We start from the raw sequence: 21,170 nt of genomic DNA on the forward strand, positions 1-21,170 counted from the left end.
CACAGTCAGATATTAATCGACTAAGCGGATCCCTTCGGGTGAGATAGTGATCTGCTCTTTCTTATACAAGCCACCAATACTCTTTTTGAAGGCTTTTTTACTCATAGAAAGTTGAGAGTATATGACTTCAGCATCTGTTTTATCATTGAGAGGTAAAAAACCGCCAGCTTGTTTTAATTTAAACAAGATGGTTGTTGAATGTTGATCTAACTCTTCTTTGACGCCTTTCTGCAAAGATAAATCAATTTTACCATCGCTTCTAACACGCTTAACAAAGCCTTTGATTTTTTGACCAAAGCTAAGACGAGTGAAGACTTCATTGGTATAAAGTACACCCCAATGTGCATTGTTGATTATCGCCTTAAAGCCAAGATCAGTGGTTCCACCAATAATAAGACTCACTTCTTCACCATCTTCATAAGTAGGTTCTGTTAAATCTAAGAACTTATCGACTTTAGAGGAGGCTACAATGCGGTCATCAACGTGACTGGTATAGATATAGACAAGGTATGATTTACCTTCTTCAATTTCACGATGTTGCTCGCCAAAAGGTAGCAGTAGATCTTTGTCTAATCCCCAATCAAGAAAACATCCGTAGGGACCATTCACTTTTGCTTCCAAAAAGGCAAACTGGCCTACTTGTCCTAATGCACGTTTAGTCGTTGCAATAACCATGTCTTCAGAATCTAAATAGAGAAACACGTTGACCATATCGCCGACATGGCACTCTTTCGGGACGACTTTGCTCGGGAGCAGCACCTGACCTAAGTCCTTGGCATCTAAATAAACGCCAAATTCAACTTGTTTGACAACTTCGAGCTTGCAGGGTTTGCCTATCTCAATCATGTTTCTCTCTACTTTTTAACTATGACAACTAACTTCTGCAGCGATTATAGTGGAATTCATTTCAATATGCTTTAGTCACAATGCACTAATACAGAGAAGATGTGATTTAGCCTGAATAAATGAGGTCATTTTAGGGGGCGTTTTGTTGTTGTGGTCATGGTTTGGTCCGTTAGGTCAAGCGATACGAATATTTTTGCTTAGATCCTTAAGGTTAAGCTTGATTTATTCAACTCCTCAAGGTTTAATTGCGCCCCAAAAAACACGGTCAAATAGCGTTAATAATACGTAATGTTTGCTCGGTGTTTAACAAGGTTACCACCGACAAAAACGCAGTGATGAATTTAACCCACGCGTTTTACATGCTATGTTTATCAGCTAGCAACGTCAGATTTTAGTGCGTGTAAAGGCGGTAAGTGCAGTAGCACAGGACATAGAGTTAGTCATTTTTTCGTGAATGGCACAGAGTAATAAGATGGTTAAATGGAGCAATGGGCTTTGTTTGACGTTATATAGGTTAAATAGGCAGGTTAGGAAAATATGAGCAATTGGTCTATTGATGATGCACGTGCAAGTTACAACGTAAACTATTGGAGCCAAGGGCTCTATGGTATTAGTGATGAGGGAGAAGTGACAGCCTCTCCAGATCCTAGTCGTCCTGATTGTAAAATTGGGTTAAATGAACTTGCCAAAGACATGGTTAAAGCGGGCGTTGCTCTGCCTGTTTTAGTTCGATTTCCACAGATCCTTCATCACAGAGTTAATAGTCTGTGCCAGGCGTTTAATCAGGCGATTCAAAAGTACCAATATGAAGCTGACTATCTATTAGTCTACCCGATTAAGGTGAATCAACAACAAACGGTTGTTGAAGAGATCTTGGCGAGTCAGGTTGAAAAAGAAGTGCCGCAATTAGGGCTTGAGGCGGGAAGTAAGCCTGAATTAATGGCTGTTCTTGCAATGGCTCAAAAAGCCAGCTCTGTGATTATCTGCAATGGTTATAAAGATAAAGAATATATTCGCTTAGCATTAATTGGCGAGAAGCTTGGGCATAAGGTTTATATTGTGCTTGAGAAAATGTCTGAGCTTAAAGTGGTGCTAGAACAAGCTAAAGAGCTTGGCGTGACGCCGAGACTCGGCTTAAGAGTGCGTTTAGCATTTCAAGGCAAAGGTAAGTGGCAGGCGAGTGGCGGCGAAAAGTCTAAATTTGGGCTGTCAGCCGCACAAGTTCTCAAAGTTATCGATGAATTGAAATATGCAGGTATGTTGGACTCATTAGAGTTATTGCATTTTCATCTAGGATCGCAAATTGCCAATATTCGAGATATTCGCCAAGGCGTAAGTGAAGCCGGCCGTTTTTATTGTGAATTAATGAAACTAGGCGCCAATGTTAAGTGCTTTGATGTTGGCGGTGGGCTGGCGGTTGATTACGACGGTACCCGTAGTCAAAGCGCAAACTCGATGAACTACGGTTTAACTGAGTATGCCAACAATATCGTTAGCGTGCTTAATGATATGTGTAAAGAATATGAGCAGCCGATGCCGAGGATTATCTCAGAATCTGGCCGCTACTTAACCGCACATCACGCGGTATTATTGACAGATGTTATCGGTACTGAGTCATATAAGCCGGAAAACATCTTACCTCCTGCTGATGATGCACCACAATTGCTACAAAATATGTGGCAATCTTGGACTGAAGTGAGTGGTAAAGCGGATCAAAGAGCATTAATCGAAATTTTCCATGACTGTCAAAGCGATCTTAGTGAAGCGCATTCTCTATTTGCATTAGGACAACTGAGCCTTGCAGATAGAGCCTGGGCAGAGCAAATTAACTTGCGTGTATGCCATGAGTTACAAGGCAGCATGAGTCCGAAATATCGTTTCCATCGTCCGGTTATTGATGAGTTAAACGAAAAGTTAGCCGATAAGTTCTTTGTTAATTTTTCATTGTTTCAGTCATTGCCTGATGCATGGGGGATTGATCAAGTCTTTCCGGTATTACCCCTTTCAGGATTAGATAAAGCACCTGAACGCCGCGCGGTAATGCTTGATATTACCTGTGACTCTGACGGTATTGTTGATCAATATGTTGATGGACAAGGTATTGAAACCACGCTGCCAGTACCTGCTTGGACGCAAGAAAGCCCTTACCTTATAGGCTTCTTTTTAGTCGGGGCATATCAAGAAATCTTAGGCGACATGCATAACTTATTTGGCGATACTAACTCTGCAGTGGTTCGAATTGATGAAAATGGCCGCACTAATATTGATTCGGTATTAGAAGGGGACACGGTCGCAGATGTGCTTAGGTATGTGAATTTGGAAGCGGTTTCATTTATGAGAACTTACGAAGAATTAGTTAATAAGCATATTGATGAAGATGAGCGCAGTAGTATTCTTGAAGAGCTGCAGTTAGGCTTAAAAGGGTACACGTATCTAGAAGATTTTTGATCGTTTAGATAGATGTTGAGTTTTATCAGACCAGTGTTGAGTGTACTCAGCGCTGGTCTTATTTTTTACGCAAAAAAGAGTAGCTAGATGTTTTTTGAAGGTTCAGAAAAGAAAATCGAGCTCCGAGTCAAATGTGGAGTTCGTTCACTACGAAGCTATGAACGTGCGTTCTGGGATCGTGGACTTACACTAGCAGGAGCAGATATTCTTTCCGTCATGTCAAATGACGACTGTGATGCTTATATCTTAAGTGAATCTAGCCTTTTTGTTTGGGATAACAAACTATTACTCATTACATGTGGCAATACCAACCTAGTTAAAGCTGGCATTTTTTTGATTGATGAAATCGGTGCAGATAATATTTCATCATTTAACTATCAGAGAAAGAGCGAGTTTTTGTCTCACCTTCAATCTACACACTTTGAAGATGACGCTAAACAATTACAATCTAGGCTAAGCGGAACCGCATATCGTGTGGGTCATTTAGATGGCCATCACCATTATCTTTTTTGCAGCGAAATGACTGAAAAACTCAGCAGTAGCACTAGTTTGTTGATGTATCATATCAAAGGCGAGGTCGCTGATTACCTTCGTCAACCCAATCAAATCAAGCCGATGATATTGAGCCTGCTCAATCTACACGCATTATTACCCGATTTCATTTTTGATGATCACCTTTTCGATCCTTGTGGCTACTCAGTAAATGGTTTGAATGGCGAACAGTTCTTAACCGTTCATATTACACCTCAAGCACAAAGTGCTTATGTGAGTATTGAAACGAACTTGAACTTTGAGCTGTATGCGTTCAATATATTCACCGCCATGTTAAATATCTTACACCCCCGTAGTTGGGATGTGATCGGTGTTAATCAACAAATTAGCACGAGTGGCTTTCCTGAACATATTGAAGTAGCTCGTTGTGACCTGCAGCTTAATACAACTAATTATTTTAATTATAAACATTACATTCAAGCTGCTAGCGACAAGTTAACAGCTCATATATTGTGAATTTAGACCTTTTACGGAGCTTTTATGACTACTATCGCTGACAAACCTGATTACTCGCTTTACTCAAATGCGTTTGGCTATTTAAGATTGCCATTAGAGTTTAAGCCATTAGAGAGTGATGCAGATGTTGTGGTGTTAGGTTTGCCTTTCGATATGGCAACCACAGGACGTTCAGGCGGCCGCATGGGACCGGGTGCAATCCGTCAAGCCTCCGTTAACTTAGCGTGGGAAGAGTCACGTTGGCCTTGGAAATTTAAACTAAGTGATCACATTAAAGTGGTTGATGCCGGTGATCTGGTTTATGACTGTGGTGACTCTGCTGACTTTACTAAGCGAGTTGAAGATTTTGCTACGGCAATTGTTGAGTCTGGTAAAGCGCTATTGAGTTTCGGTGGTGATCATTTCGTTACTTTACCGCTACTACGTGCTCACTATAAAAAACATGGAAAAATGGCGTTACTCCATTTCGATGCGCATACTGACACTTACAGCCAAGGCAGTAAGTATGACCACGGTACGATGTTTTATCACGCACCGAAAGAGGGCCTTATTGCTGCAGAACACTCTATTCAAGTGGGTATAAGAACGGAGTACGATCAATCAAACCACCTCTTCAAAGTGATTGATGCAGGCGCCGCGAATGATCAAAGTGCTGAGCAAATCGTCGCACAAATCCGTGAAAGAGTCGGCGATATGCCGATGTACGTTACATTTGATATTGATTGCTTAGATCCTGCATTTGCGCCAGGCACAGGCACACCTGTATGTGGTGGTCTAACGAGCGATAAAGCGATGAAAATCATTCGTGGTTTGAATGGTATGAACATCGTTGGTATGGATGTGGTGGAAGTCGCACCAGCGTATGATAGTGCTGAGATCACTGCATTGGCAGGTGCCACATTAGGGCTTGAATTATTGCATGTTTGGGCTGATTCTAACGGCAAAGTTAAGTAAGCTATTGGGACAGGTATTTACATGAATATCTGCAGTACTTCTTTTTGCATGCAATATGAAAGGATTGATAGATGTCAGAGCTAAGCGATATCAGGCGAGAGTATTCTCTAGGAGAGATGCACAGTGAGAATGTGCCTGATGATCCGATGGACCTTTTTACTTCTTGGCTAGAAGTGGTTAAGGACTCAGAGATAAAAGATCCAACCGCAATGTCAGTTGCCACTGTGGATGAAAGTGGTCAGCCGTTTCAGCGGATTGTTTTACTTAAAAGATTTGGCAATGATGGCTTTGTGTTTTTTACCAACCTTGAGAGCCGTAAAGCGCAGCATATTGCTCATAATTCACAAGTAAGCTTGCTATTTCCTTGGCATACGTTAGAAAAACAAGTGGCGATAACAGGTATAGCCGAACCATTATCAAAGACGGAAGTAGTGAAATACTTCATGTCTCGCCCAAAAGACAGTCAAATTGCGGCATGGGTTTCCAAGCAATCTAGCCCGATTTCAGCCAGGAAAGCACTGGAAACTAAATTCGCCGAGATGAAGGCTAAGTTTGCCAATGGCGATGTTCCATTGCCAAAGTTTTGGGGAGGCTACATCGTTAAACCAAAAAGTATTGAATTTTGGCAGGGCGGCGAGAACAGGCTGCATGATCGATTTATTTATGTTAAATCAGCCGATGGTCAATGGCAGCGAGATAGACTAGCCCCGTAGTCATTTATTAGTAAGAATGCCACTTCATTAAGTGGCATTTTTGCTTTTAACGGCAGCAAAATCGCCCCATGTACTAAAATAATCACATACTGTGAAATTAGAATTTACTGTGTGAGGTAACCGCTTGTGCTAAATTAGCAGCTGATGTTGTTTTGCATATTGATATCTATCACTATTTTTCTAGAGGGATCAACCATGAACAATATAATAATTGGATTACTACTCATTCCGTTATCGTTTGTCACGTCAGCAGCAAGCTGGAAAGTGACAAATGATGAATCAAACGTCAATTTCATTTCGATTAAAAAAGGCGATATCGCCGAAGTTCACCATTTTAAAACCATTGCGGGAACGCTCAATGATAATGGCGAATTTGAGTTGACCATTTCTCTTGCGAGTGTTGATACCCAAGTTGAGATAAGAGACGAACGTATGGGGTCGTTATTGTTTGACGTTGATAAATACCCCAAGCTGACGTTATCTGCCAAAGTAGATAAGAAGCTGCTTAATAGTATTGCCGTTGGAGAGTCAAAAATCGCCACGATTGATGGGCAGGTGGACTTACACGGCAAGAAAGTGAGTCTCCCCTTTACGGTGAGCATTGCTAGGCTTTCTGACGCTAATCTACTCGTTGCGAGTGTCATGCCAGTGATTGTTAATTCAGACAGCTTCGGTTTGACGCAAGGTATTGAAAAGTTGCGCGAGATAGCAGGGTTGTCGGCAATTAGTAAAGCGGTGCCAGTCTCCTTTATTTTGAACCTCAAGAAATAGATCTAGGCAATATCATTTCACTTTAAACTCAGATAAGATTCTTATCCAAAAGAATTTGCGGCTCTTTTTGAGCCGCTTTATCATTTATGCACTTTGCATATTTCGGAAGGGATATGGTTACCGATACAGACGGGTATATGCACCTTGTTCAATATTTGACTGAACATTTAGGTATATTTGAAAACTCGCAACAACAATCAGCGGCTGAAGACACGGTTATGGAGCTGTTTGAAGAACAGCTTGCAGCTCAAATTATCATGGTTTGTGGTCAAAACCCGTCTTTGAGCTTTGCTCAGCGAAACATAGTGATTAGAGAGGTTGACTCGATTGTGTATGATCTTGAAGAGATCCTTGCAAGAGTGGCGACGCATAAAGCAACTGCTGAACAGACATTGTTCATTACAGAGTTTTCATGCCTGATCAAGAACTTGTTTGACCAAGAGATTGCTAAGCTCATGGCAGCATAGTGCAAATTGATTTTATATTTCGTTACAGAATTCTCTCTATTTAGCCTTGTTGCTTGTTTCAATAAGGCCTAATGTTCAGTTATGAACATTGAGAGTTCGATGCTAGAAAATCTAAAGCGCTCTATAAATGGACAACATTTGCTTGTTTATTTTTGCTTGTTTGTTTTTTGGTGTTTTTTGCGCCTATTCAGTCAGAATGCATTGGACTTAGGCTGGGGTTTTTTCCCTCTCGTCATCTCTCTCCCTTTTGTACCGTTTATCCTTGTCTGGCTAGGTGTGCAGTTTTATCGGAACGTTAGGCTCTATAAACAGAGTTTTCATAAGCGCTGGTATGTATGCCATTGCGTCTTTTCTGCTATGTTGTTGGTGCTATTTGTTCTTCATTTCTTCTGAGCACTTGTTTAGACACTTTGTTCAACCTAACGTCAGCTTTGAGCTGCTAAATTTATTTGGTTGGCGTGCTATCGATAAAAATTCAAGCTTATTGAATTGTTTATCGATGAGATAAGCATCATTTCCGATACAGCTTTGGCGCCAAACGGTAAGATTTCTTGCTATGATAACTTCAAACAAGCCATAAATTGACTTAACTATATTTAGGAATAGCGATGCTAAAAAAAATGGGATGGTGCCTCTTGACCTTGATGACTTCATTATCTGTTCAGGCCAATGATAAGGCGGTAATTGGCTCTACAGCGAATATGTTTGTAGCACATGCAGATTTGCCCTATGTTGCGCGTATAGATACAGGGGCGGTGAATACCTCTTTACATGCTGTCGATCTTAAAGTGGAAGGTGGAAGTGCTAAAAACATGAAAGACAACATCGGTAAAACGTTGTCCTTTACGACCGAAAACGCAACGGGTCAGTCTAAACGCATAAAAGCTAAGATTGTTAAGACATCGACAGTCAGTAATTCTCAAGGCACAGAAACACGCTATATGGTCGACCTAGATGTTGGCTTTAAAGGAGAAGAGCGAAAGGTAAGAGTTAATTTACGTGATCGTAGCCATATGGATTATAAATTGCTCATTGGCCGTAATTGGCTCAAAGGCCGCTATGTAGTGGATGTTTCTGATAAAAAGTATATTGGCCCGACCGCTCCGATCAGCATTGTTGAGTCAGGTATGATGTTTAAAACTCGTATTGATACGGGAGCGGTAGAAAACTCCTTACATGCTGTCGACTTTAAGATTGAAAATGAAGAGACCGACATGAATAAAAATGTCGGTAAGGTGATTCATTTTACCACTGAGAATGAAAAGGGTGAGTCTAAGGTCGTAAAATCTCGTATCGTTGAAACATCACTTATTCGCAACGCGCAAGGCAGTGAAACCCGCTACATGGTTGAACTCAACATTGGCGAGTTAGGTGAAGAATATAAAGTTAAAGTTAATCTACGAGATAGAAGTAAAATGACCTACAAGCTGTTAATCGGCCGTAACTGGATACAAGGTCATTATATTGTCGATGTATCAATGTAGTTTGATTGACGCTCTTTAGGCGTATAAAAAAGCACTCTAATGAGTGTTTTTTTATGTCAGCGATAAAGAGCAACTGATTTGTGTTTTATATTGAGCTCCAGCCTGCAAGCTGCGCAATTGTACTTTTCCATTAAACTCACTTTGCAACCACACCGACAATGTAGATATTGTGCCATGAATTTCATTTTCAGTAATTTGCAGCTGTAATGCATCCCGCTGGTTTGTGGTAAATCCTTTGCCATTATCATAAACGGTGATGATCAGCTCATTTTTCTGTTTCACCAAAATTAGCTTAATACTTTTGTTCGTTTGATGAGGATCAAACGCATCGGTTAACGTGTTATTAATGAGCCTATAAAACAGGATTAAAAAGTGCCAATGGATACCGTCTACGATGAGCCTATTATCACTTTGGATCTCTAGATCAATATCTGCGTCGACAAACTTAGGCCGTAATAGTGCGATGATATGCTCTAATAGTTGGACTAAATCAATTGGCTTAGCCCCATAGTCTTGCGCTGAAAGTAAGTATTCTAAATGTCTTAAACGTTCTGTCTGTTCTGTCAGTTCTACACCAAAATCAGCCGCATTAAGGGTACCATTGGATAAGCGGTAAGCCTTGGCTGCGAGTTCATCTTGCTGTCGAAATATTGGCCTGACAAGGTTTGCCACTAGGGTAGGGTATAGTGCTTGATTATCAAGTTTAACTTTTTCGTAGTTAAACTCCTTATTTGATTGTATGCGTGCTTGTACCGTTTCATCTTGTAGTCGTTTATTGGTCTGTTCCAATTTTTCAATGAAACGGATGTTTTTGGACTTTTCTTGCCTGAGGATCTCAAACTGGGCTTTGTTTTTTAGCTCAAGCTTTTTGGTTTCAGTTATATCAAATGCAATCGTGCCTATGGATACAACCTCTTGTTGACTGTTCAATATTGGAAATTTGGTGACTAAATAGGTGTGAAAATTGCCTTCACTTGGGAATGCTTGCTCGTAACTGAGTTCTCGTTTCTGCGTGAGAACCATCTTATCGTTGTCGCTATTTACTTTGGCAACATCTCTGGGCAATACTAAATGGTCTCTCACACCAATAATGTCATCTCGATTTAACGCAACAGTACGGCAGAATTGATCGTTAACAAGTGTGAGCTCACCATTGATATTTTTGATGAATATTAAGTTATGTGCGGAGTTCAATACCAAATTGAGCTGCTCTTTACTCTCTTTTAGTTCTGCTTGTGCTAGCTGTTGAACCTCTAACTGCTTTTCTAAAGCAAGGTTGGTGGCATCTAAACTGGCCAGGGCTATCTCTAATTGGTGCGTGCGGGAACTGAATGCTTTTGCGAGCATGCCAATCTCATCTTTTCGATTATTGCTTTCAAGCTCAATTAATGCCGAGTTGCTATTGTTGAGTGCGTTCACCATTCGACTAATGGGGTTAATAAAGAGTTTGTTTTGCAAAATGAATAACAACATCAGTGCAAAAATCTGAATGCCCACTAAATAAAGACCTACGGAACTCGCCATCGACTTAGCGCTGGTTTCTACCGCTGTTAATGGCGTCACAAGGATTATTTTCCAATAAGTCCCCGGCATTAAGAAAACGGTGACAATAACAGGCTCTTGCAGTTGCGGATCATTGTCGAGCTCTATGCTGGCAATTAATTGAACACTTTGCAGTTTGTTTTTTGCATTTTGGTTAATCAGCGCGGTAAGTTTGGCACGTTCATTCGGCGGGATATTTGCCGTAACATTTTCAAGTTGCTTTGCAGTGTAAGCCTTGTCTATATTGGCTTGGCGCATAAACTCTGCGTCGATTTCATCTATTCTAGCTTGCAGTGGTTTGAACGACTCATATTGCTCGGTGAAATCAGCAAAAGGTTGAAATAAACGCTTTAGGACTCCCTCTTCAGTAAGATCAGTATCTAGGCTTGGGAATGAGAGCAGCCTATTTTGCTGATCCAGTGCAAATACATAGCCTCTTTGTCCAGATAGGGCTGTTTTGAAAAAACCGTCGAGACTCGATAGCGCAACATCAACGGTAGATACGCCAATAAACTCATGATGAGACCACATCGGCACCGAGGCGGTAATCATTGGATCTTGTGTAAAAGGGTCGATATAAGATTTAGACCAATATGTCGTGTCTGCTGGGTAATACTTTGCTGGGATATACCAGTTTTCTTGGTAGTAATTAGGGTTGTCGTCTTGGTTATAATCGTCAACTTTGAGCAGTTTCCCGCTGGGGTTGCGTGCCCAGAAATGGCTATCTTTACGTTTATCTTTGTCAAAAGCCTTGGGCTCGGGCCAAACTCCACCGCCGAGAATAACCGCTTCTTGGCCTAACTGATCGAGTAATGCTGGAATACTTTCGTCTAAAAGAGAAGGGTTGTGCTGGTACAGCTCACCAAGCGCGCTAATGGAGACGGCTAAACGTTCAATTCGATTGGTTTTTTGCTGCAAAGTTGCTGTAATCGCTTTACCGACATTAATATTCAATGTTTGCTGATTATCAATGAGTCGATTTATTTCAATAGACTTAAGAAACCAAACACTGGCTAATATGATGATTGTAGCCACCGCGAGTTGGATGAACATGAATTTCATCGGTAAACTTTTACGCCAATCAGTCAATTTAGGGGGGCGGTTCTTACGATTTTGCATGCTAAAGTTACGCTCAAATAGTGAGTTGCTTCCTTAACGAGCATCCATACTGTTTAAGGATAAAATTGAAACGATAGGTCAAGTATACAAGCCTTGTTAAATTATTGTAAAACAATACACTATTAGGATTGTAACAATTTAGATAGTGACACAAAAAAGGGCAGCACTAAAGTGCTACCCTTTTTTATATTAACAATGTTAACTATATTTTGAGCCCTATCAACAATGTATCAAGTTGTTCCGCTGTTGCGTGCAGTTCATCGCAGCCTGCAACGGATTGATTAGCGGATTGTTCAACATCATGGGATTGATTGCGGATCTCCATTAAGTTGGTTGCAATTTCATTGGCAACGGCAGATTGTTCATCGGCGGATGTTGCAATCAATATGCTCATTTCGTAGACCTTAGCACTATGATGCGCAATGCCTTGAAGATCGTTACCGGTATCAAGCACATGTTTTTTACCTTCTTCAGCCTTTTCGACCGTACGGCCCATGACATGTTTTAGATTTCTCGAACCAGATTGAAGCGCTTCGATCATCGATTTTATCTCAACTGTCGCGGCTTGAGTTCGTCCTGCTAGCGTTCTGACTTCGTCAGCGACGACGGCGAAACCTCGACCTTGTTCTCCTGCTCTTGCGGCTTCAATTGCAGCATTTAACGCGAGCAGGTTAGTTTGCTCGGAAATAGCATTAATGGTCGTAACTACTTCATCAATTTTTGCGGCATTTTCGTTAAGATTATTGACAGCATCAGACGCTTGCGCAATTTCATTACTGAGACCACCAATAGCATCCACTGTTACAGCTATGTCTCGAGAGCCTGCATCAACTTGGTTATTTGCTTCTTGGGTTTCTATAGACGACTGTTCTGCATTGCGGGCAACCTCTTTCACTGCGGCTGTCATCTCTTCCATTGCGGTCGCAAGAGAGTCTAAATGCTGCCTTTGGTTCATTGCCAGCGATTGGCCTTCTTGAGCTGTATCTCTAAATGCTTGCACTACGTTACGGATCTGGGTGTTGGCATGGGTCATTTGAGTGACCAGCTTATGCTGCCGATCAACCAAGGTATCGATACTAATCGCTAAGATACTAAACTCATCTTTGACTTCAAAAAAGTTAAGTCGACCGGTGAGATCGCCATCAGCTGCTCTCTTTAACGCCATAACATTGGTGTATAACGCGCCACCGACAAAGCTAGAGATATAATAACTGGTGATTAAAATTAACAGAATCAATCCAGCAAGCGTACTGTAGATAAAATAACCGTTGCTGCTCTCTTGCTCTAATGCAATATTCGATACCGTTATCAAGCCGTTTTGGCTGCGGCTGACACTTTTAATACGGTTACCTTGTACTTGAGCTCCTCCGCCCTGACTTGCAAAGGATTTGGCATCTCGCGTAGCCTCATTCTCATCATATAGGCTGATATCACCGTTCAACGCATTTAAAAAAGGTTGTTTGTCTTCATCTGCAACAAATTGATAGGCTTTGTCGAGCGCATCGCTCATTTTTTGATTATATTGCTGAGCTTGTATCAGTTGAGACTGTTGTAGGTTTTCATCGAAATGATGACTTAATACGAGCGTGAAACCTATCAAAGTTAAAATAGGAATTATTGCCATAACAGCAAATTTTGATTTTAACGTCATATGGATAAGGTATTTATCGACCCAGCGAAACTTAACTTCTTTCATAATTTTCTCTCAATCCTAGAACGGCGACCATATTATTTATCGGCAAAAACAATAATTACTTTACCAATGTGTTACAGATTCATATCTGTTTGTGGTTTTTTTGTTCTTTAGATGGGTTAAGTGATTGAAACTGTTATTATAGCTTGGGTTTTATGATGTTAACTAATCGCGATAGAGTACCTTTGAGGCAGAATAATAACCCGCTTATATCTACGCAAAGGGGCGCAAATTTTACAACGCGAGCGAATAGGAGTGGTTTGTACTCGAACAAGGACTAAGCAAAATAAACAGTTAGCTTATAAAAAGGCGTAATTAACCCTAGTAAAATAGGGTTTGCTCGCGTAAAATTTGTGTCTTTTTCTATTTTCACCTAAGAAAATATGTAAGCCCGAAGACTCGTAGGTTTTCCTACATGCACTGGAAGAGATGATGTCACAGTTAACAGAGATCGTAGAACAGGCCTTAGCCGCCATCAAAGACGCTACAGATTTAAAAGCGCTTGATGACCTCCGTGTCGATTACCTTGGTAAGAAAGGTAAAATCACTGACATGATGAAGATGATGGGGAAACTACCCCCAGAAGAGAAACCGGCCTTTGGTCAAGCTGTGAACCAAGCTAAACAAGCGGTTCAACAGCAACTGTCTACACGCATCGATGGATTGAAAGCGGCAGAGCTTGAAGCGCAGTTGAAAGCTGAGAGTATTGATGTGAGCCTACCTGGGCGTCATATCGAGACCGGTGGACTGCACCCCGTTACTCGTACGATTGAGCGTATTGAGAGCTTCTTCGGTGAACTTGGGTTTACAGTTAAAGATGGTCCAGAAATTGAAGATGACTTTCATAACTTCGATGCATTGAACATTTCAGAGCATCACCCAGCGCGTGCTGATCACGATACTTTCTATTTTAATCCGAAAGTGATGTTGCGTACTCAAACATCTGGTGTACAGATCCGTACTATGGAGCATGAAAAGCCTCCACTGCGTATTATCTCTCCTGGCCGTGTATACCGTAACGATTACGATCAAACACATACGCCAATGTTCCATCAAGTTGAAGGTTTGTTGGTTGCTGAGAAGGTTAACTTCGCAGAGCTTAAAGGGATATTGCACGATTTCTTACGTAATTTCTTTGAAGAAGACTTAGAAGTGCGTTTCCGTCCATCTTACTTTCCATTCACTGAGCCTTCAGCAGAAGTGGATGTAATGGGTAAAAATGGTAAATGGTTAGAAGTGCTTGGTTGCGGCATGGTACATCCAAATGTACTGCGTAGCGTGGGGATTGATCCAGAAATATACTCTGGTTTCGCCTTCGGTATGGGTGTCGAACGTTTATCAATGTTGCGCTATGGCGTGAATGATTTACGTTCTTTCTTTGAAAATGATCTTCGCTTCCTTAAGCAATTTAAATAAACGGAGCTGTATAGCATGAAATTTAGCGAATCTTGGCTTCGTGAATGGGTTAACCCAAGCGTTAATCGTGAAGAATTAGCACACCAAATTACGATGGCGGGTCTTGAAGTCGACGGTATTGATACTGTTGCTGCAGAATTTAGCGGTGTAATAGTAGGTGAAGTTGTAGAGTGTGGTCAGCACCCTGACGCGGATAAACTCCGCGTGACTAAAATTAATGTGGGTAGTGAAGAGCTAATCGACATTGTTTGTGGTGCTCCAAATTGTCGTTTAGGCCTTAAAGTTGCCGTTGCAATGGTTGGTGCTGTTTTGCCTGGTGATTTTAAAATCAAAAAAGCAAAACTCCGTGGCGAACCTTCTTTCGGTATGCTTTGCTCATACGGCGAGATAGGTATCGACATTGAAAGTGATGGTATTATTGAGTTACCAACCGATGCGCCTATCGGTCAAGATATTCGTGAATATCTGCAACTTGATGATGCGGTTATTGATGTAGATTTAACCGCTAACCGTGCCGATTGTTTAGGTATGGCGGGTTTGGCTCGTGAAGTGGGTGTATTAAACCGTCAAGCGGTTACTGAACCAACTTGGGAAGCGGTTACGGCAACCATTAGCGATGAAGTGAGTATTGATCTTCAAGCTGAGCAAGAGTGTGGACGTTATTTAGGTCGCGTTATCAAAAATGTCGACGTTAAAGCGGCTACCCCTCTTTGGATGCAAGAAAAGCTACGTCGTAGTGGTATTCGTTCAATTGACCCGATTGTTGATATCACTAACTTCGTGTTGATTGAGTTTGGTCAGCCAATGCATGCATTTGATAATGCTAAATTGGAAGGCGGTATTCAGGTTCGCAAACCTAATGGTGAAGAGAAGCTGACATTACTTGATGGTAATGAGATCACTATCCCTGAAGGTATGTTGATTATTGCCGATCAGGTTAAACCATTAGCACTTGCTGGCGTATTTGGCGGCGAGTACTCAGGTGTTACTGCTGAAACTACCGACATTATGCTTGAGTGCGCATTCTTCGCACCTTTAGCCATTTTAGGTAAAGCCCGTAAAATTGGTTTGCACACAGATGCATCACACCGTTTTGAACGTGGTGTTGACCCAGAGTTGCAACATAAAGTAATGGATCGCGCCAGCCGTCTCGTGCTTGATATTTGTGGTGGTGAAGCGGGTCCTGTCGTTGAAGCTAAATCTGACGCAAACTTGCCACAACCAGTACAAATAGTATTGCGTCGCAGCAAGTTAGATCGCATTTTAGGTCACCATATTGAAGATAGCGATGTCACTGAAATTCTAGAGCGTCTTGGCTTTGCGGTTGACGTGAGTGAAGGACAGTGGAGCGTTACTACAGCGACTTACCGTTTTGATATGGCAATTGAAGAAGATTTAATTGAAGAAGTTGCTCGTATCTACGGTTATAACAATATTCCAAATATTGCACCAATTGCGCAACTAAGCATGTCTGATCACAATGAGTCTGATATCAGTCTTAAACGTGTTCGTAGCATGTTGGTTGCACGTGGTTTCCAAGAAGCGGTTACTTATAGTTTTGTAGATCCTAAACAACAGAATCTGCTGCACCCTGGTGCAGAGGCGATGATTTTACCGAATCCTATTTCGGTTGAAATGTCAGCAATGCGTTTATCGATGTTTACCGGTCTTTTATCGGCAGTCGGTTATAACCAAAGCCGTCAGCAAAATCGCGTTAGATTATTTGAAAGCGGCCTGCGTTTCATCCCCAATGCAACGGCAGACTCTGGTGTGTCACAGCAACCTATGCTTGCCGCGGTTATTTCAGGTAATCAGAATGATGAGCACTGGTCAATGGAATCAAATACCGTTGATTTCTTCGATCTAAAAGGTGATCTCGAAGCCGTCATCGGATTAACGGTTGCGGACAGTGAATTTAGCTTTAGAGCAGCATCACATCCAGCGCTTCATCCGGGCCAATGTGCTGAAATATTGAGAAATGATTGTGTTATTGGTATCATAGGCACGGTTCATCCGACCCTTGAGAAGCCATTTGGCCTTAATGGCAAAACAATTATTTTCGAGCTCGAGTTAGACGCGTTATTGCATGCTAATTTACCGCTAGCCCAGACTGTATCTAAGTTTCCAGCTAACCGTCGTGACATCGCCATCGTAGTCGATGACTCTGTTGCAGCGGCTGATGTTGTAAAAATGATAAGAAAAGTTGGCGAAAATCAGTTGGTTGGCATAAACTTGTTTGATGTATACCAAGGTAAAGGTGTAGAGGAAGGCAAAAAGAGCCTTGCAATCGCACTCTTATTACAAGATAACTCTCGTACACTTGAAGAGAAAGAGATCGCAGCGATGGTAGATGTGGTGGTTTCTTCTTTGAAAGACGAGTTCAACGCATCGTTGAGGGACTAAAAGTATGGCACTTACCAAAGCCGAAATGGCAGAACATCTTTTTGAAACGCTAGGTATCAATAAGAGAGTAGCGAAAGAGATGGTAGAGACGTTTTTCGAAGAAGTTCGTCAAGCCCTTGAAAGTGGTGAGCAGGTCAAGCTATCTGGCTTTGGCAATTTCGACCTGAGAGATAAGAATCAAAGACCGGGAAGGAACCCAAAGACGGGAGAAGATATCCCTATTTCAGCGCGCCGTGTTGTGACGTTCCGTCCAGGACAAAAGCTGAAAAGTCGCGTCGAAGAAGCTAACGCAAAGAAGTAATTGCACTAGCATCGTGATGAAGAGGCCACTCAATTGAGTGGCTTTTTCTGTTATTCATCTGCTAACGAGGTTTTGCGTTTGTCTAGAAAACCTAAATATTTTGACCGTCGCTTCAGGCTATCTTTATTACACCCTAAGTATTGGCTTACTTGGGTAGCGATATTAGTGTTAGTGCTTTTTGGCCTTATGCCTGCGTGGTTAAGAGATCCCATCGCGCGTCAGTTGGCTAAACTCGTAATGAAAATTGCGGTAAAGCCTATTGAAGTTGCAAGAGCAAATTTAACGACCTGTTTCCCTCATAAATCGGATGATGAGATAGAGGGGTTGATTCGAGATAATGTCGAAAATTTTGTAATGATTTTGCTAGCTCAATCAGAGCTGTTAGTTAAGTCTCGTCAAAATATTCGTAACAGAGTTAAACTTATTGGCTTTGAGCATGTTGAGCAAGCAACCGCAGCTGGGCAACCGGTGATTTTTATCATGCCGCATGTGTGGGGGATTGAGTATGCAGGTCTGCGCCTAAATCTTGATTTACCTATGGTCTCTATGGCTAAAGCCCACAAGAATGACCTCTTTAACTGGTTTAATAATCGTATGCGCAGCTCGCAAGGTGGCAACATCTATATGCGTGAGGCGGGGATTAGAGCATTGCTCTCAGAATTAAAGCGCAACAACAGCTTTTTTTATCTACCCGATGAAGATCTTGGACCCGATAAAAGTATCTTTGCGCCATTTCTCGGCACGACTAAAGCAACGCTGCCCGTCGTTGGCCGTCTAGCTCAAGCAGGAAATGCGCAAGTGATGCCGGTCAAGATTGGTTATGACCAAACTAAGCGTCAGTATGAGTTAACGGTGATGCCGGCCATCGCACCTGACAGCATGCAGGGGAAAGAGAATGAAGCGATTGCATTGAATAAAGCGGTAGAGCAAGTCATATTAGCTTACCCTGAACAATATATGTGGTTTCTTAAAGTCTTAAAAACACGTCCTGAGGGCGAAGAGTCTATTTATAAAAAGAAGCCACGTAAGCAATAATGACTCTGGTCACACACCATTAAAAAGCCGCAATATTAATTGCGGCTTTTTGCTATATATTTTTACTGAACGTTAAACCCAATCGAGCTTAAACGATAAGTTGATACTCATTGCGCAAAGTATCAATGATCTCTTGCTTTGGGTTTTCACTGATGTGAAGTTTCTTACCGATCACTTTCTCTGCAATACCAACGTAGGTATTTGAGATATCCATCATTACCGATTCTGGCAGTTTGTTGTCTTTAGCGAGTGAGAAACGCTCTTCCATACGGTTTTTATTGAGTAAGATATCCGCATCAGAGAAGTGGTTTAGCAGCCACTGTCTAAAGCCTTCTTTTGATTGCTCAATGATCTTACCGTCACGATGAGAACTACCATCCCAAATACGTGAGCTATCTGGGGTGCCGACTTCATCCATATAGATGAGTTTTTCGTTGCCAGCTGCGTCATGGACATAGCCAAACTCAAATTTGGTATCAACAAAAATCTGATCTTGCTCTGCTAATGCTTCGCTTATCACATCAAAGCCTTCAGAAAGCAATTTCTCATAAAGATCGATGTCATCAGTATTGCTGAATTTAAAGCCCTTATAATGACGTTCTATGTCACGACGAGATACATTGACATCATCAGCTTCAGGTACGCCTTCAAGGCCAGTTAACACCCCTTTAGTTGAAGGAGTGATAAGGATCTCAGGCAGTTTTTGGTCTTTCTCTAAACCTTCAGGCAGCGTGATCCCGCAAAACTCTCGTTCACCTTTGCTATAAGCGCGCCACATTGAACCGGTAATGTATTGGCGGGCAATCGCTTCAATCATCACTGGGCGTGCTTTTTGGACAATCCATACCAGCGGGTGAGGAATATCAAGGATATGGCTATCAGCCAAGCCTTTCTCTTTAAATAACTTAAACCAGTGGTTTGAAATCGCGTTTAACGCTGTTCCTTTACCAGGAACACCATTTAAACCGTTCTCACCTTGCCATACGCAATCAAAAGCAGATATACGATCACTGATCACCATTATTGCTAATGGGGCGTCAGAGGGAACGTCATAGCCTTTATCTTTGATTAAGCGAGCGCTGTCTTCTGCTGTTAACCAGTAAACACTGCGAACTTTACCAGAATGGACAGGTTTGTCGGTACGGATGGGAAGGTTGTCATTTACGACTAAAACTTTATCGGCAAGATTCATAGGGCACACTTTTATTATTAAGAAGCTTCATTTTAGTGGCGCAGATTGTATCAGAACTTAGAATTGGCAACACTATGGCAAGCGCTGTTTTATGTCAGTAGAAAACAGTGTTCTTAATAAAAGAAAATAACATCACCTAACTAAGAGTGAGACTCATTGATAATGACTGATAATTCTTGCTATCTCACCGTTAGCTTTCATCTGCAAAATTTGTAGATCAATCGAGTCGATAAGCTCCTGCGGTACGGCATCACCGTAACTTAAGTGAATGTCGACAGGTGCGATAGCATCAGGAATATCTGTAAAATTAAAGGTGGATGCATCTATCTGGTGCTGTCTAATGCTATACAAAACCCGACTCTTCATTTCGATAAACAGATCCCCTCGACCATTTTTAAGGGCAAGAAGTGCACTTTTGTGGCTGTTAAGTTCAAGTGTATTCATCGCATTCTGTTGGATTATGGGTGTTAGGCCAGGGTAATCAAATCCTTTTAGCAGGATAACGGTTTTGTCGACTAAATCGTTAATATTCAATGGGGAATCATGCTGACTCTTTAGTGACACCATAATATGTTCTGCGCTGAATAAAACCTGTTTTGAAAGACGTTTGCTTTGTGCCATATGATCATCGGCTGCACGCCATGTAGGTGAGCCATAACTTATCCAATTAGGGTAGGACTGTTGCTTGATCTCGTAAAGGTAGCGTTTGAATGGCATGATCTGATGGTCAATTTCAAGTGACTTTTTCTGTGCAATAAATTTAACGATGTCAGTGATGGTCCCTGACTGCACATGGTCGGTCACACTGTTGATTTGAAACGGCTCTGCTTGTTCCGCTATGATCAGGTAAGTGAGTTTTTCAGCGGTAACAGACTGACTAAACAGTGTACATAAAAGCGCTGTAATTAAGGCAAGTGAGTTGATCATACGGCTCATGGCTAATCCCTAATAAGAGGTGGCTCATTCGCGATAAGTATATCGACTATTTTATTGGATGTAACTGTTATAGCGGGAATTAACTATTAATAGAGTTTGATTGTTTTTATTTTGACGTATGAATTTATTAGAAAGGTTAGCGTTACCTTAAAAGATATCGCTAACCTTAGCTGAAAACTAAGCTTGTTTGGCGGCGTTATGTCGCTTCATTAAATTGGCGGTGATATCTTCAAGTGATAGCGACTGATCTTCTAATAACACCAGTAAGTGGTAGATGAGATCTGAGGCTTCATCAATCAACTCTGGCTTGTCATTAGTGGCGGCTGCTAAGGCTGTTTCAAGTCCCTCTTCCCCGACTTTTTGTGCAATTCGCTTAGTGCCTCGGTCGAACAGGTATGCGGTGTAACTTGATTTGGGATCCTGCCCTTTTCGTGAGGCGATTAATGTACTGAGGTTATCAATAAAGCTGTGGGCTTTACCGTCTTTCCAGCAACTTTGTGTGCCTTTGTGGCAAGTTGGTCCATTGGGGATCACTTGCACTAATAAGCTGTCGTTGTCGCAATCCATATCGAGAGCGACTAAATCCAACGTGTTGCCAGAGGTTTCACCTTTGGTCCATAACCTCTTTTTACTGCGGCTATAAAAAGTCACTTGACCACTGGACAAGGTTTTGTCTAAGGCTGCTTGGTCCATATAGCCCAGCATAAGGACTTTACCAGTTAAGTGGTTTTGCACCACGGCGGGGATTAAACCATCTGTTTTTGCCCAGTCTAATTGACTCAGTAATTCACGGTCTTCTTGCTGTGATTGGTAAAGCGATGTCATATTACATCCTTAATTAG

At 41.7% G+C, this 21,170-nt stretch carries 17 protein-coding genes; 11 read left to right on the forward strand and 6 right to left on the reverse strand.

Features of this window, described 5'->3' with window-relative positions:
• Positions 1 to 12 precede the first annotated feature (12 nt).
• Entirely contained in the window at positions 13 to 846 is an 834-nt protein-coding gene (locus tag CXF86_RS21590) for a CvfB family protein (RefSeq protein WP_101091214.1), read from the reverse strand.
• Positions 847 to 1,383: 537 nt separating this feature from the next.
• Here CXF86_RS21590 and speA point away from each other — a divergent pair.
• From speA to CXF86_RS21630, 7 genes are all read left to right on the forward strand, one after another.
• Positions 1,384 to 3,294 carry a biosynthetic arginine decarboxylase gene (gene speA / locus CXF86_RS21595; protein WP_102039996.1) on the forward strand — a complete coding sequence of 637 codons (1,911 nt, stop codon included), beginning with the start codon at positions 1,384 to 1,386 and terminating at the stop codon, positions 3,292 to 3,294.
• An 87-nt stretch (positions 3,295 to 3,381) separates the two neighbouring features.
• Entirely contained in the window at positions 3,382 to 4,302 is a 921-nt protein-coding gene (locus CXF86_RS21600; protein WP_102039997.1) for an adenosylmethionine decarboxylase, read from the forward strand.
• Between the two features lie 24 nt (positions 4,303 to 4,326).
• Positions 4,327 to 5,256 (forward strand): agmatinase, encoded by a 930-nt coding sequence (speB, locus tag CXF86_RS21605; RefSeq protein ID WP_101091211.1) that lies wholly within the window; start codon positions 4,327 to 4,329, stop codon positions 5,254 to 5,256.
• A 71-nt stretch (positions 5,257 to 5,327) separates the two neighbouring features.
• On the forward strand, positions 5,328 to 5,969 hold the full coding sequence (gene pdxH / locus CXF86_RS21610; protein WP_101091210.1) for a pyridoxamine 5'-phosphate oxidase: 642 nt from the start codon (positions 5,328 to 5,330) through the stop codon (positions 5,967 to 5,969).
• A 195-nt stretch (positions 5,970 to 6,164) separates the two neighbouring features.
• Positions 6,165 to 6,740 carry a YceI family protein gene (locus tag CXF86_RS21615; protein ID WP_101091209.1) on the forward strand — a complete coding sequence of 192 codons (576 nt, stop codon included), beginning with the start codon at positions 6,165 to 6,167 and terminating at the stop codon, positions 6,738 to 6,740.
• A gap of 113 nt (positions 6,741 to 6,853) precedes the next feature.
• Positions 6,854 to 7,207: a DUF3802 family protein gene (locus CXF86_RS21620; RefSeq protein WP_101091208.1), complete on the forward strand. Its 354-nt coding sequence runs from the start codon at positions 6,854 to 6,856 to the stop codon at positions 7,205 to 7,207.
• 608 nt (positions 7,208 to 7,815) lie between these two features.
• Positions 7,816 to 8,691: a putative ATP-dependent zinc protease gene (locus CXF86_RS21630; protein ID WP_101091206.1), complete on the forward strand. Its 876-nt coding sequence runs from the start codon at positions 7,816 to 7,818 to the stop codon at positions 8,689 to 8,691.
• A gap of 51 nt (positions 8,692 to 8,742) precedes the next feature.
• On the opposite strand, the gene CXF86_RS21635 is transcribed toward CXF86_RS21630, so the two are convergent.
• Positions 8,743 to 11,352, reverse strand: a complete 2,610-nt coding sequence (locus CXF86_RS21635; RefSeq protein ID WP_102039998.1) for a PDC sensor domain-containing protein — start codon at positions 11,350 to 11,352, stop codon at positions 8,743 to 8,745.
• 202 nt (positions 11,353 to 11,554) lie between these two features.
• Positions 11,555 to 13,048 carry a methyl-accepting chemotaxis protein gene (locus CXF86_RS21640; RefSeq protein ID WP_102039999.1) on the reverse strand — a complete coding sequence of 498 codons (1,494 nt, stop codon included), beginning with the start codon at positions 13,046 to 13,048 and terminating at the stop codon, positions 11,555 to 11,557.
• A 429-nt stretch (positions 13,049 to 13,477) separates the two neighbouring features.
• On the opposite strand from CXF86_RS21640, the gene pheS reads away from it, so the two are divergent.
• The 4 genes from pheS to lpxM all read left to right on the forward strand — a co-directional run bounded on the left by pheS (position 13,478) and on the right by lpxM (position 18,200).
• Complete coding sequence (gene pheS, locus CXF86_RS21645) at positions 13,478 to 14,461, forward strand: phenylalanine--tRNA ligase subunit alpha (protein WP_101091203.1); 984 nt, start codon at positions 13,478 to 13,480, stop codon at positions 14,459 to 14,461.
• A 15-nt stretch (positions 14,462 to 14,476) separates the two neighbouring features.
• Positions 14,477 to 16,864, forward strand: a complete 2,388-nt coding sequence (gene pheT, locus CXF86_RS21650; protein WP_102040000.1) for a phenylalanine--tRNA ligase subunit beta — start codon at positions 14,477 to 14,479, stop codon at positions 16,862 to 16,864.
• Between the two features lie 4 nt (positions 16,865 to 16,868).
• Positions 16,869 to 17,165, forward strand: a complete 297-nt coding sequence (gene ihfA, locus CXF86_RS21655) for an integration host factor subunit alpha (protein WP_101091201.1) — start codon at positions 16,869 to 16,871, stop codon at positions 17,163 to 17,165.
• A 78-nt stretch (positions 17,166 to 17,243) separates the two neighbouring features.
• Positions 17,244 to 18,200 carry a lauroyl-Kdo(2)-lipid IV(A) myristoyltransferase gene (gene lpxM, locus CXF86_RS21660; RefSeq protein WP_101091239.1) on the forward strand — a complete coding sequence of 319 codons (957 nt, stop codon included), beginning with the start codon at positions 17,244 to 17,246 and terminating at the stop codon, positions 18,198 to 18,200.
• A gap of 88 nt (positions 18,201 to 18,288) precedes the next feature.
• Here the strand turns inward: lpxM and CXF86_RS21665 are convergent, their stop codons facing one another.
• The 3 genes from CXF86_RS21665 to hisIE all read right to left on the reverse strand — a co-directional run bounded on the left by CXF86_RS21665 (position 18,289) and on the right by hisIE (position 21,153).
• Positions 18,289 to 19,392 (reverse strand): phosphoribosylaminoimidazolesuccinocarboxamide synthase, encoded by a 1,104-nt coding sequence (locus CXF86_RS21665; RefSeq protein ID WP_101091200.1) that lies wholly within the window; start codon positions 19,390 to 19,392, stop codon positions 18,289 to 18,291.
• Positions 19,393 to 19,545: 153 nt separating this feature from the next.
• A complete protein-coding gene (locus tag CXF86_RS21670) occupies positions 19,546 to 20,328 on the reverse strand; it encodes a type 2 periplasmic-binding domain-containing protein (RefSeq protein WP_101091199.1) in 783 nt (260 codons plus the stop codon).
• A 177-nt stretch (positions 20,329 to 20,505) separates the two neighbouring features.
• Positions 20,506 to 21,153 (reverse strand): bifunctional phosphoribosyl-AMP cyclohydrolase/phosphoribosyl-ATP diphosphatase HisIE, encoded by a 648-nt coding sequence (hisIE, locus tag CXF86_RS21675; RefSeq protein WP_101091198.1) that lies wholly within the window; start codon positions 21,151 to 21,153, stop codon positions 20,506 to 20,508.
• Positions 21,154 to 21,170 lie beyond the last annotated feature (17 nt).

The sequence above is a fragment of the Shewanella sp. GutCb genome (assembly GCF_002836135.1).
Classification (GTDB): domain Bacteria; phylum Pseudomonadota; class Gammaproteobacteria; order Enterobacterales; family Shewanellaceae; genus Shewanella.